Origin of the sequence: Brevibacillus sp. NRRL NRS-603 (genome assembly GCF_003013445.1) — a bacterium.
Classification (GTDB): domain Bacteria; phylum Bacillota; class Bacilli; order Brevibacillales; family Brevibacillaceae; genus Brevibacillus; species Brevibacillus formosus.
Genome location: NZ_PXZN01000008.1, coordinates 50752 through 63675 on the forward strand (window position 1 = coordinate 50752; position 12924 = coordinate 63675).

12 protein-coding genes and 1 pseudogene are annotated in these 12924 nt (G+C 47.8%); 9 read left to right on the forward strand and 4 right to left on the reverse strand.

Annotated elements, in window-relative coordinates; genetic code table 11:
• The first annotated feature begins 37 nt into the window (after positions 1-37).
• Both C7R94_RS03615 and mobB read left to right on the forward strand, forming a co-directional pair.
• Positions 38-1297: a molybdopterin molybdotransferase MoeA gene (locus C7R94_RS03615; RefSeq protein ID WP_106778500.1), complete on the forward strand. Its 1260-nt coding sequence runs from the start codon at positions 38-40 to the stop codon at positions 1295-1297.
• A gap of 3 nt (positions 1298-1300) precedes the next feature.
• On the forward strand, positions 1301-1816 hold the full coding sequence (mobB, locus tag C7R94_RS03620; protein WP_106778501.1) for a molybdopterin-guanine dinucleotide biosynthesis protein B: 516 nt from the start codon (positions 1301-1303) through the stop codon (positions 1814-1816).
• An 81-nt stretch (positions 1817-1897) separates the two neighbouring features.
• On the opposite strand, the pseudogene C7R94_RS30945 reads toward mobB, so the two are convergent.
• Positions 1898-2154, reverse strand: a pseudogene (locus tag C7R94_RS30945) (ribonucleoside-triphosphate reductase, adenosylcobalamin-dependent); the annotation flags it as partial.
• An 82-nt stretch (positions 2155-2236) separates the two neighbouring features.
• Positions 2237-2698 carry a hypothetical protein gene (locus C7R94_RS03625; RefSeq protein WP_106778502.1) on the reverse strand — a complete coding sequence of 154 codons (462 nt, stop codon included), beginning with the start codon at positions 2696-2698 and terminating at the stop codon, positions 2237-2239.
• Positions 2699-2944: 246 nt separating this feature from the next.
• Here C7R94_RS03625 and C7R94_RS03630 point away from each other — a divergent pair, with 246 nt between their 5' ends.
• Positions 2945-3445, forward strand: a complete 501-nt coding sequence (locus C7R94_RS03630; protein WP_106778503.1) for a DUF2199 domain-containing protein — start codon at positions 2945-2947, stop codon at positions 3443-3445.
• 161 nt (positions 3446-3606) lie between these two features.
• The gene (locus C7R94_RS03635; protein ID WP_106778504.1) at positions 3607-4143 is read left to right on the forward strand and encodes a pyridoxamine 5'-phosphate oxidase family protein; all 537 of its coding nucleotides are present in this window, start codon (positions 3607-3609) and stop codon (positions 4141-4143) included.
• On the opposite strand, the gene pdxR is transcribed toward C7R94_RS03635, so the two are convergent.
• On the reverse strand, positions 4121-5563 hold the full coding sequence (gene pdxR, locus C7R94_RS03640; RefSeq protein ID WP_106778505.1) for a MocR-like pyridoxine biosynthesis transcription factor PdxR: 1443 nt from the start codon (positions 5561-5563) through the stop codon (positions 4121-4123). The genes C7R94_RS03635 and pdxR overlap by 23 nt on opposite strands.
• A gap of 232 nt (positions 5564-5795) precedes the next feature.
• On the opposite strand from pdxR, the gene hmpA reads away from it, so the two are divergent.
• Positions 5796-7013, forward strand: a complete 1218-nt coding sequence (gene hmpA / locus C7R94_RS03645; RefSeq protein WP_106778506.1) for an NO-inducible flavohemoprotein — start codon at positions 5796-5798, stop codon at positions 7011-7013.
• Between the two features lie 27 nt (positions 7014-7040).
• Here the strand turns inward: hmpA and C7R94_RS03650 are convergent, their stop codons facing one another.
• Positions 7041-7550: a Crp/Fnr family transcriptional regulator gene (locus C7R94_RS03650; RefSeq protein ID WP_106778507.1), complete on the reverse strand. Its 510-nt coding sequence runs from the start codon at positions 7548-7550 to the stop codon at positions 7041-7043.
• A gap of 165 nt (positions 7551-7715) precedes the next feature.
• On the opposite strand from C7R94_RS03650, the gene C7R94_RS03655 reads away from it, so the two are divergent.
• The 4 genes from C7R94_RS03655 (at position 7716) to C7R94_RS03670 (ending at position 12874) form a co-directional block, all read left to right on the forward strand.
• Positions 7716-8657 (forward strand): MBL fold metallo-hydrolase, encoded by a 942-nt coding sequence (locus tag C7R94_RS03655; RefSeq protein ID WP_106778687.1) that lies wholly within the window; start codon positions 7716-7718, stop codon positions 8655-8657.
• Positions 8658-8783: 126 nt separating this feature from the next.
• Positions 8784-10574 carry a M3 family oligoendopeptidase gene (locus C7R94_RS03660; RefSeq protein WP_106778508.1) on the forward strand — a complete coding sequence of 597 codons (1791 nt, stop codon included), beginning with the start codon at positions 8784-8786 and terminating at the stop codon, positions 10572-10574.
• Positions 10575-10755: 181 nt separating this feature from the next.
• The gene (locus tag C7R94_RS03665) at positions 10756-11718 is read left to right on the forward strand and encodes a metal-dependent hydrolase (protein WP_106778509.1); all 963 of its coding nucleotides are present in this window, start codon (positions 10756-10758) and stop codon (positions 11716-11718) included.
• 235 nt (positions 11719-11953) lie between these two features.
• Positions 11954-12874, forward strand: a complete 921-nt coding sequence (locus tag C7R94_RS03670) for an ArsR/SmtB family transcription factor (RefSeq protein ID WP_106778510.1) — start codon at positions 11954-11956, stop codon at positions 12872-12874.
• The last annotated feature ends 50 nt before the right edge of the window (positions 12875-12924 follow it).

The window sequence follows — 12924 nt, forward strand, 5'->3', positions numbered from 1 at the left end:
AGAAGCAATGGGTGGTCAAGATTAGGAGGAACAAGCCATGCGTTTTTCGCGACAAACACTCTCAGTTGAGGAAGCGATGAGCAAGCTGTTGGCAAAACTGCTGACAGGGAGAACGGAACAAGTGCAGATCGGGGAGGCATACGGGCGGATACTAGCCTCTGATCTACATGCAACATACGATTTGCCGCACTTTGACCGCTCGCCGCTGGATGGGTTTGCCGTGAGAGCTGAGGATACGGTTGGGGCCTCCGTTGACCACCCGATTACGCTAACAGTACTAGAGACGGTTGCGGCTGGGCAAGTACCTACTAGAGAGTTGAAAGAGGGCTATGCGACGCGGATCATGACAGGTGCGATGATGCCAGCCGGTGCGGATGCGGTCATCATGTTTGAGCAAACGTATAACCCAGCCGAAGAGGCCGATGCTGTACGGATCAAGCGGGAGATGAAGCCTGGGGAAAATGTATCACGTCGCGGTGAGGAGATGGCCACAGGAACGATCATTGCCAAGGCGGGCGAGCGGATTAACGCAGGTACTCTCGCCAGCTTGGCTACGTTTGGCTATTCGCAAGTTGAGGTGTTCTGCAAGCCGCGTGTCGGGCTGATTTCTACTGGAAGCGAGCTGTTGGAGATTGATCAGCCGCTTGCTCCAGGCAAAATTCGCAACAGTAATACGGTGATGCTGACTGCCTTGATTGCCGAGGCAGGGGGCATCCCTGTTTCGTTTTCAAGACTGCCGGATGATCTGTCGGTGGCAAAGGCGAAAATCAGTGAATGCTTGCGAGGCGTGGATCTGGTCATTTCAAGCGGCGGTGTGTCTGTTGGGGATTTTGATGTGATTGCGGCTTTAGTGGATGAGCCAGAGGCGGAGCTTTTGTTCAATCGGATTGCGATTCGTCCGGGAAGTCCGACAACAGCGATGATCATGGAAGGCAAGCCTTTTATTGCTCTATCAGGGAATCCGGGTGCCTGTTTTCTCGGGTTTGAGTTATTTGCGCGAGCAGCCATTCGTCGCCTCTCGGGAGAAGCTCATGCCGTGCAGCAGGTGATTAAGGCGAGACTTGGCGTCGATTATACGAAGCCTTGTCCATACCCACGCTACCTGCGAGGGAAGCTCCTCGAAAAAGACGGGGTTTTGCACGCGATCCCTGATTTCAATGAAAAGGCAGGGAATCTGGGGACGTTGAAGGACAGCGAATGCTTTATGATCATACCAGCTGGGGGAAGCGGTCGAAAAGCAGGAGAGCTGGTTGAGGTTCTCACGCATGCCGCCCCAACCTGGAGAAGAGAGGGATAGCGAATGGTCAAGCCACCTTGTGTTTTGCAGATTGTCGGTTATTCGAACAGTGGCAAGACGACGCTGCTCACCAAGCTCATTCCAATTCTCGAAAAGGCAGGGATAAGAGTCGGGGTCATCAAGCATGACGGGGGACACGATTTTGAGTGGGATCAGCCGGGGAAGGACACCTGGCGTTATCGTGAAGCCGGAGCCTCGCTGGTTGCGATCACATCCAAAACGAAAACGGCCATCGTGGAACAAAAGCCGCAGGAGTTGTCCGTCCTTATCAAGCGCTTGGCAGATGCGGGGGCCCAGCTCGTTTTGGTAGAAGGCTTCAAGCGTGAAGGCTATCCCAAGCTCGTCCTGCTTCGCAGACCAGAAGATGAGGAGCTTTTATCGATTGTTACAAATTTGGTAGGGATTGTAGGCTGGTCAGACAAACGTCAGCCGGGGTTGCCATTTTTCGATATTAATGACATCGACAACTTGGCCGAGTTTGTAAAGGAACGGGTATCTGCTTGGTATTGTCAAAACTGATTAGAAACATGGAGATCATTCCAGCTTGATTGGGAATGATCTTTTTTTTGTAAAAGGCAGGGAGTATCGGGGATATCAATAAGTCAATAGCTTTAGATACAAGCACAGGGTTCAACCGAAGCCTCTTTGCTATCACCTACGTAGATTTTCGCGTATCCGTTATCCAGAATGTTGAGCTGGTTTTGCTCTATACGTTCGCGTTTAGCCAACGGGCGATACGCAGGCGGCATTAGTTCCACATTCGTACAGATCGGCGCGAGGCCAGCGGCAAACGACTTCGTCACCTTCAGCCCTACGCCAGTACCTACCAGTAGTATGTAAAATAGATCACCTAGATCACCTAGATCACTCTATGACTTGATGTATGGGAAAATAAAAAAAGAGGAGTCGAGCGCTATGCTCGAACCCTCTCTATCTTCCCTAATTGGAGCTTGCAGAAAGTTTAACTTTTCCCGGGACGCCATTTCTATTGGAAACGTTCAATCTATAATCTCCAAATTCCCATGGGTCATCTAAATAGAGGGAGTTCTCGACTTTTTCGTTAGGTTTTAAAGTACCGGAAAACCAAGTCCTGCCGGATGGCATGGAAACTTTGTACTTCATATCAATGTCCCCCAAGTTTTGTACGTGTACTCGAAGCTCTTCCTCACCCGGTTCCCACTCGTCGAAATTGAAAGTCCAGCTGTCGCTTCCGTCATACGTAAATGTGTCTCTTATGATTCTACCTAATGGCTGTATCGTACCGCTATTATCAGTAGAAGCCCCATGTCCGTTACTTGGCACAATTTCTAAAGGTCGAACAGATTCCGCAGACACCCCCACTACCGAAAGACTGCTTAAAAGTAGAGCTGTTACAAGAGTTGATTTAATCAGTTTCTTCATAACAGAATCACCTATTATTTGTATAAATTTGTAAAACTATGTTATATATTACAACTTTTCGTCCCGTTATTTTCGTTTTTTACAAAATATTATCTTTTAAAATTATTGTTAATTTTTGTATTATATTACTTTATGTGTAAGCGAAGTAACCGCATTGCCTTGATAATTGAGCACCGTGCACCTATTCGCCGGGAGTACATTAATAGAGACATATTCTATTAAACTTGCTGACAGATTATTCATGTAATGAAATATGTGGTAAAATGCCCTCACTGTAACAACGAATTAAATGAATTGCCTTTCTGTTACGGAATAGAAGCACCACATTATTTTTACATGGTACCAGAAGAGAAACGAACAGAATTAATCAGAGACTTTTGTGTAATTGATGAACAGCATTTCTTTATTAGAGGACATATTGAAATACCAATCATTGATACAAGTGAGAAATTTATATGGAGTGTTTGGGTTTCTCTTAGTGAAGAAAACTTTTTGAGATCAAATGAATTGCTGCACGTAGAAGGAAGAGAAAATGAAGAACCTTATTTTGGCTGGTTATCGACTGAACTTTCCATCTATCCAAAAACTACCCTCTCCTTAAAGACATGGGTACATACTCAAAAAGTTGGTGCGGTTCCCTTAATAGAAGTAGAACAAACGAGTCATCCGCTTGCGGTTGAACAAAGGGAAGGAATTACAATGGAGAGAGTGAAAGAAATTGCTCATTTAATCAATCATACCGAGTAATAAGAAAATGCCTGCTGCCGGGAGTTCCGGCAGCTTTTTCGTTTTCTCATGCTTTAGACGATTGCTTATGGATTGCTTCAATTAGGTGGTTTTGGACGTATACCTTCACTCCAATGGCTGATAAACTTGCAGCATATTTCAAAATAATGGGAGTGGTAACAATGGATGGAGTGCGTTACAAAATGAGAGAAGTATTAGATAAGAGCAAGATTGAGACATTTTTGCAGCAAGCAAGAATCGGACATCTTGGAATGGTCGATGGTCATTTGCCGTATGTAGTTCCGCTCAATTTTGTTTGGGCAAATGGGAAGCTCTATTTCCATGGTGGCACAGGCGGGAGAAGAAATCAGGTTATGGATGCTAATCCTGAGGTCTGTTTTACGGTTTGTGAAGAATATGGAACGATTACTGATCCGGTGCCAGCTAAGACGGACACAGCGTATATGAGTGTAATGATTTTTGGCAAGGCACAGCCTATAGCCGATCTAGATGAAGCTACATACATGTTGCAAGAAATGATGAATAAGTATGTGCCAGGCTACTATAATCGGCCTTTACCCAAGCAGCACGTAGACAAATACCGTTCAGCAGTATTCGGTGGTCCGGTTCAGGTGTACCGAATAGATCCACAGCATATCACTGCGAAAGAAAATCCAATAGAAGAAGAAAAAATGTTCAAACCTGGTAAAACCGTGTAATTTCCGCAAGACGAAAAATGCCTTCTTCAATGGTTGATTCATCTACTTTAGCAAAGCCTAGTACCCATCCTTTTCGATCGCTTTTCAAACAATACCTGCTAAGTGGATAAACACGGATTCCTTTTTCGAGTGCTAGGATCGTCGCGGCTTCTTCATCAAACGATTTATCAGCTTCAAGAAGGATATGCAATCCCGTTTCTACGCCGCTTAGTGTGAAGTGTTCGACGAGACCTGTCGTGATGATAGCCTTCGTCATGGCTTCATGTCTGCGCCGATATACATTTCGAACCCGTCTCATATGGCGCATGAAATGACCATGCTCAATAAAATGAGTAAGCGTTAATTGCTCCATAATCGGAAGATGACGATAGGTTAATTCATGGACTTGGGCGAGCTGGCGAATGGCTTCTTTGGGACCAACGATTGCCGATATCCGTATACCAGGAGCAATCATTTTGGAAAAACTCATCATATACAATGTGTTCTGAGGCCGCTGACTGAACAAGGTTGGAAGTGGGCCGCCTCGATAGCGAAATTCGCTGTCGTAATCATCCTCAACAATCCAAAACTGCTGCTCGGCAGCCATGTGTAACAATTGTTGCCTGCGAGGTTCCGACATAATGACTCCAACCGCACACTGGTGCGATGGCGTAACATAGACAAGCTTGGAGCCCGAATGAATCTGGTCTGCGCATAAACCGTACTCGTCAACTGGAACCGAGACAACTTGCATACGCCGATACTTCATTGCCATCCAGGCAGCAGGGAAGCCAGGATCTTCTACAGAAACGGTATCCCCTTCATGTAAAAGGGCTTGGGCAATCAAATCGATGCTATGCTGTGCACCTGAGGTTAACATGATTTGATCGATATTTACATGAATGCCCCGTTCAAGTGACAAATAACGTTGAATTTGTTCTCGTAGCGGTTGGTATCCATAGGCATTGCCATAAGCCCAACAGTCCAGATTCGTTTCTGTGGAAGCCTGTAAAAACGAACGTCTCCAAATTTTTTGAAAATGTTCGTCCAAATATGGCTCATGGGGACTGAAATCGACCTCAACCTTTTGACTATTTTTGTCCCCGAACCAACCGTGCAAATGACCGATTGTAGCGTTTAATAAAGGCAACTCGGGTGGGACAGGTCCTTCGGGCGCAGCATCCTCTGAAGGGCGAGTTGCATAAATCCATTCGCTAACTCTCGTTCCACCGCGGCGAGAGGTGACAGTGTAGCCCCGGCTGAATAACTCCTCATAAACAATCTGTATGGTTGAACGGGAAACGCCAATTAAAGAAGCGAGTTCGCGGGAGGGGAGTAGCAATTCACCTGGCTGCCATTTTCCAGAGGTAATATTATGGATCGCTTGGTCCAGCAGCTGCTGCCAGATTGGACGTTCGTCATCTCGGTTTACGATTAGCATTGATTCACCTTCAATGTTTTTGTTGGAATTTAATAACAAATCATTGGCTGATATGCTATCATGGCAATCGTTTCTTTTGCAACAAGACAGTTGGAGGACGACTTTTTCTTATGCTGTTTTAAAATTGTCACAAATCGTTTCTATTTCCTGTGACCAGAATCACATGTGTATCTGTGAACCTCCCGTACACTTGAAATATAGAGAGTACGAAGCACTTCAAGGAGGTTCTACAATGTTAAGCCAAAAAACCATTGAAATCATAAAATCAACCGTTCCTGTACTAGAGGTGCACGGAACTGCCATTACAAAACGTTTTTATCAAATGATGTTTGCCAAGCACCCTGAGCTTCTCAACATTTTCAATCACGCCAATCAAAAGCAGGGAAGACAGCAAACAGCTCTGGCAAATGCGGTGTATGCTGCGGCTTTGTATATTGATAAGCTGGAAACAATTCTGCCTGTTGTGAAGCAGATTGGACACAAGCACCGCAGCTTGGGAGTGAAGGCCGAACACTACCCAATCGTCGGAGAAAACCTGCTTGCTGCGATCAAGGACGTACTTGGGGATGCCGCTACGGACGAGATTATACAGGCGTGGGCGGAAGCGTATGGCGTCATTGCGGATGCCTTCATCGGTGTAGAACACGAAATGTATGAAGAGGCGGGCGGGCAGCCTGGAGGTTGGGCAGATTTCAGAGAGTTTATCGTCCAACGCAAGGTGAAGGAAAGCGACGTGATCACTTCCTTTTATCTGGTTCCGGCAGATGGTCAACCGATTTCCAGCTATGAGCCAGGGCAGTATGTCAGCGTCAAGGTAGAATTACCAGGCGAGCAATATACACACATTCGCCAGTACAGTCTCTCTGATGCGCCAGGGAATGCGTACTACCGCATTTCTGTCAAACGCGAGGACGCAATGCAAGATAAGCCGGCAGGAAAAGTATCCGTTTATTTGGCTGAAGAAGTGAAGGAAGGAGATAGCTTGCAGCTGTCTGCTCCGGCTGGAGATTTTACCTTACAGCAAGAGGACAGCCGTCCGGTTGTGCTGCTTAGTGGCGGTGTAGGATTGACCCCAATGATCAGCATGCTGAACACACTGATCAAATCGGGAACAAACCGTCCGATCACCTTCATTCACGCAGCCAAAAACGGAAATGTGCATGCTATGAAGCAGGCAGTAGAGGAGCTGGCCACAAAACATCCGCAGCTCTCTGTTCACTGGTGCTATACACAGCCGACCGAACAAGATCGATTGAACGGTGCTTTCCAGAAAGAAGGATATATCGACTTGCCGTGGCTGCAAAAGGTCATCGATACAAAAGAGGCGAGCTACTATTTCTGTGGTCCAATTCCATTCATGAAGACAATCAACGGTGCTCTGTTGGAATGGGGAGTGCCAGCAGAAGATATTCATTATGAGTTTTTTGGTCCGGCAGCGACCTTGGCATAAAGAGGCTCTTACGAAAAAAGCCCCAGCTTACTCGCGATTCGCAGCTTGAGCGCGCAGCAGCCGATTTACTGTCTCGCGGCGAAGCCCGATGAGCTGACCGATTTCATCCTGAGTTAGCAACTCTGAGAGCGAAGCGACAGGGATGAATGTCTGAAACCAAAGCTGGAGCTTGCGAAGCTTTTCAGCAGGAGAGACTTCAGTCAGTTGGTCGATACGCTGCTGCATCATTCGCAGCTTCCCTTGCAGCTGTAGCGCGATATCACGGCACTTTTCAGGATTGTCATCCAAATGGCGATACCAATCAGGGGCAGACAGCACTTCGATCTCACAGGTCACGAGAGCGATTGCTGTCCCGTAATAGGGATTCGGGCTCATCAACGAATGATGCGGAATGATCTCATCTGGAACGATGATGTTGACCAGCGTCAATGCTCCGTCTGCATGTACCCGAACGATTTTTAACAGACCGCTCTTCAGATGATAGAGCGGTCCAGTTTCTCCTTGTCGAAACAGGACTTCTCCCTTGTGCAGGATCATGGGTTTCTCCTCGATTCTCTACGTTTTTCTCTAGCAATTATAGCAAGCCCGGCAGGAGGAAGTAAGCAAGCGTAAAAAGCAGTTTGCCGCTTTTTTAGGCTTGCTACAGCAAGGATGCCTTTTGCTATAATGGGGAAATCACAGCTGGATAAAGGGAGTTGTCTGATGCTCAACTTTTTTACATGGGTAGGCTCCATAGTGGGGGTACTCACACTCGGATTGATTGGCTATGTGGCTTACCGCTACTGGTACCATATGGGTCAGCTTCCGAAGCCGGAGTTTCGTCATCTGGACACGAAAAAGCCAGTGCCTGCCGAATGGAGTCATGATGAGGTTACATTTACATGGATCGGCCACTCGACGATTCTGTTGAATATGTTTGGTACGAAAATACTGACGGATCCGGTTTTGGGCGAGAAGCTGGGGATTAAGCTTGCAGGTGTCCATTTTGGTCCCAAGCGCTTTACGCCTCCTGCCCTCGACTTTGCTGAAATCGGCGAGGTAGATATCATTTTGCTATCGCATGCCCATATGGACCACGTCGATCTGCCTACCTTGCAGAAAATAGCGAATCGTTCCACTCATGTCATTACGGCAAACCAGACGAGCAAGCTGTTCAAGCATATGCCATTTGGTTCATATGAGGAAATGCAGCCGGGGGAAGCCGTTACAACCAAAGAAGGACTGAAGATTACGGCGATTCCTGTTCGTCATTGGGGCAATCGCTTTCCATGGAATCATGAGTATGGCTACAACGGCTATATGATTGAGAAAAATGGCGTGCGCATCCTCTACCCAGGTGATACTGCTTATATCTCCATGGAAAATTTGCCAAAGCAATTCGGACCTATTGATCTGGTGTTCATGCCGATCGGCGCCTACAGGCCGGACTCGTATCAAGCCGCGCATTGTACGCCAGAGCAAGCATGGCAAATGTTCAAGGAGACCAAAGCGAAGTGGCTGGTGCCTATTCATTGGAATACGTTTGTGCTCTCGCGTGAGCCAGTTGATGAGCCGTTCGAGCGTCTGTTGGCAGCAGCGGGGGACGAGAGGGACAGAATCGTTGTTGAAAAACAAGGGGAGACGTTTTCGATCCCTGTTCAATAGGTGTAAAAAAGCTGGCGACTGCTTACATGGCAGTCGCTTTTCTAATGATATGAATAAATGGGGAGGGAATAGCTACCTTATTATAGAAATATTTTTATCGAAGGAGTTTTTTGAGGAGGGGTACATATGACAAAAGCATTGCCACAACGCTGGGATATGGATGTGATTTTTCCTGGTGGTAGTGAATCGGAGGATTTTCGGTCGTTTTTAGGGACTGTGGAAGGGGATATTGCGAGCCTGAAAGCACGTTTCGAGCAATCTGGCGCAGGTTTGCATGAAACAGCGGCTTTCAAGGAAGTCGTCACTCATGTTCAAAGCATTGCCGTACGTGTGAGACAAGCAGGTGCATTCATTTCCTGCCTGACTGCTCAAAATGTAAAGGATGAGCCAGCCAAGCTGCTGAGTGGGCGTGTAAAGAGCATCTCGGCTGCGTTTGGTGCAGTATTGACGCGCTGGGAAGAACAACTGCTGGCTATCGACGAGGCTGCATGGGAGAATCTGCTGGCAGACGAAGAATTGCAACCGCTTGCTTTTGTACTGAATGAGCGCCGCCGCCGTGCACAGGAAAAGCTGTCTCCTGAACAAGAAGTGCTGGCAAATGATTTAGCTGTAGACGGGTATCACGCTTGGCAAGATTTGTACAATGCGGTCGTGGGACGTATGACCATTGAGGTTGAGGTCAATGGAGAGACGAAGCAGATGTCTGTGGGGCAAGCTTCTAATCTGATGAGCAGTCCTGACCGTGCTGTTCGTGCCCATGTTTTTGAAAAGTGGAAAGAAGCTTGGGGCAAGGAAACGGAGCTGTGCGCGCAGGCGCTGAATCACTTGGGTGGTTTCCGTCTCGCTCTCTACCGTCATCGCGGCTGGGATTCCGTCCTGCGTGAGCCACTGGATATTGGACGCATGCAGGAAAAAACACTCGACGCGATGTGGCAGGCCATCGACAATCGCAAGGATCGTCTGGTTGCCTACCTGGAGCGCAAGGCAAAGCTGATCGGTGTAGACAAGCTGAGCTGGTACGATGTAGGAGCTCCAGTCGGTAAGGTACATAAAGAAGTGTCTTACGATGAAGCAGCTGCTCTGATCGTGGAGCACTTCAACCGCTTCAATCCGAGCATGGCTGAGTTTGCGCAAAAGGCATTCGATGAGGGCTGGATCGAGGCAGAGGATCGTCCTGGCAAGCGCCCAGGCGGATTCTGCACGAGCTTCCCAGTCAGTAAGCAGTCTCGCGTGTTCATGACGTATGCGGGAAGCGCAAGCAATGTATCCACACTGGCACATGAGCTGGGGCATGCGTATCACCAACAAGTCATGTGGGATTTGCCAGCCCTTAACCAAAACTATGCGATGAACGTAGCGGAAACAGCATCGACCTTCGCAGAGATGATCCTTGCTGACGCCGCTGTAAAAAATGCAGCGAATGACGATGAAAAGCTGGTGCTCTTGGAAGATAAGCTGCAATCCATCGTCGCGTTTTTCATGAACATCCACGCTCGCTTTATTTTCGAGAAAAACTTCTACGAGAAGCGCAAAGAAGGTCTCGTTAGCGCGGCTGATCTCGACCGAATCATGGAAGAGGCACAAAAGCAAGCGTACAACGGCGCTTTGGCAGATTATGAGCCGCACTTCTGGGCATCCAAGCTGCATTTCTATATCACATCGTATCCGTTCTACAACTTCCCGTACACATTCGGGTACTTGTTCAGCATGAGTGTCTATGCGCGTGCGCTTGAAGAAGGCGAGAGCTTCGCGCCCAAATACGATGCACTGCTGCAAGATACGGGCCGCCTGATGGTAGAAGACTTGGCGAAGAAGCATCTCGGCGAGGATATGACGACAGTTGAGTTCTGGCAAAAAGCTGTTGATTTGGCTGTGGCAGACATCGACGAATTCCTGCGTCTGACAGAAGAAGCATAAATTCACGAATAAATAAGCGCCAAGCAGTCTGTCGCTACTCTGACAGGCTGCTTTTTTCGTTGAGAGATTGTTAATATTGCAGACGAAATCTTCGGATAACTTTTACCTGCGGTTTATAGAATCCTCGCTATTTTTTCGTACAGTAATAGGGAAGAGAGTACTTGTAAAGGGAGGCATCGTAATGGACACTGGCAGTCATCTTTTGTTGGGTGTCACACTGGCGGGCTTAGCTCATATCACGCCGGCAGTGGCACATGATCCGGCGCTTGCTCAAGCGCTGATGGTCGCAACGGTAGTGGGATCTCATGCCCCGGATTTCGACACTGTGGCCAGACTTCGCGGTATTTCTTTTTACATTCGCTTTCATCGAGGAATTACTCATTCGATTCCCGCTTTGTTTCTGTGGCCACTGATTATCAGTCTTCCTCTTGCCTGGGGGTTTGGTCTTATGGGGCAGTTCGGGATTTTGTACGGATGGACGCTGTTGGCTGTTATGCTGCATGTTTTTCTCGATATGCTAAACGCCTATGGAGTTCAATGTATTCGCCCCATTAGCAAGCGCTGGGTTCATTTGGATGTACTTGCGATTTTTGAACCACTGGTGTTCGCGGTTCATCTGGCAGCGGCGATATGGTGGATAGCTTTTAACGGAGATCCCAGCGTGCTGTTTCCGATAGCATATGGAATGACGCTCGTGTATATTGGCGTGCGGGCTTGGCAGCATCACCGTAACGTCAGACGGGTAGTAAGGGCATTAGAAACGAGTGGCATATCCCATGTTTTCCCGAGCATGCATCCTTTTCACTGGCGATTCGTCGTAGAGACGGAGGAACTTTTTTACACAGGGAGAATCGAGTATGCACGTGTGATACTGGAGGATGTGTATCCGAAGCAGCAGCGTGATGCAATCATTCAGGCTACCGTCGGTGTGGACGGCGTTCGTGCTTTTCTTGGATTTGCTCAACGAATCCACGTCACGTGGAAGGAGATTCATGACGGTTATGAAGTCACGTGGAGCGATGTGCGCTTTTGGTACAACCGCAAGCTGCCATTTGGCGTAGATGTTGTCTTGGATCGTGATTTGAACGTCGTTAATCATCGGTTGGGCTGGCGAAAAAAAGCGTGGGACCCGCCGTTTGTATAAGGGAAGCTAGTATAGGTAAGCCCCGTCAGTTTGGTGAAGCTGGGGGCTTACTTTTTTTGCGTGACCAAGGTGCCTCAGCGTCTGCTTCTTGCATGGTTTCAGTAAAGCTTTCTTCTCCTCCACTATGATGACCCCATTCATAAGGACCTTTACAGGCTATTCTAACGAAATGGCGCTATGCAAAATCTAACAAGAATGATACACTGAAAAAAACTAAACGTTCGATGGTGATAGAATGAATGAGTTGTATTCGATCAGAGTAGAATGGTCTCCTGCGTATGAATGTATCATTAGCCTCTACACTTACATTTACGAGAAGGAGCGCAAGCATTATTTGCTTGGTACAGCTTGGAAAGAGGAGACAAAACAAAAGCTCCCGGCGTCTTTTGCAGATGAACTCGCAGATGAACGCTGGGAAGTTCTCCACCGCTTAGTATTGCTAGTAGCGCAATCCCCCCAGACCAAATCCGTCGAAGAATTTCTTGGGTGGCTGGAGAACATCCCTCCCGGTGAAATTTATGAGCGTCTCGCGCCATGGGTGGAGACGATCCCGCTGAACTTGGGGGAAATTCGTGATCACAGCCTATCGTTGCTTACCCGGTGGAATGAGCATTATTTTTCGAAGGTGGACCCACGCATTTTGGAGAGTCTGCAACGGAGCGCCGATGAGCTGATGGTCCGCGCCAAAGAAACGCCTCCAATCGATTTGGTTGATCATGTAACGAACGGCATCTGGATTGAGCCGATGCCAGATTTGCGAGAGGTTGTACTGATCCCGCAATATCATTGTGCCCATTCTTCTGTTCTCGACTTTTATCGGGGGCTTGCCACTTGCATGTACCCTGTCAAAGATGCGGCAACAACCAAACCACAGCCGCTCCTGGAGCTGTTGCCTATCACACAGTGCCTCGCGGATGAAAAGCGCCTGCAAATCTTGCGATGCCTGGCAAAAAAGACGTGCACTCTCGGTGAATTGCAGAAGCAAGTATCCTTAGCAAAAAGCACCGTCCATCATCATGTAACGGCGTTGCGCAGAGCGGGGCTGATTCGTGCTCATTACACAGGAAGTACGACGATTTCCTACTACAGTCTGCGAGAAGCCTTCATCGAGCGTCTCCCGGGTTTGCTTCGTTCCTTCTTCCATACATCAGAGTGATTTTGCTTACGTAAATGGCATGATTTTGTTTAGAGGGTAGGTTGAATCAG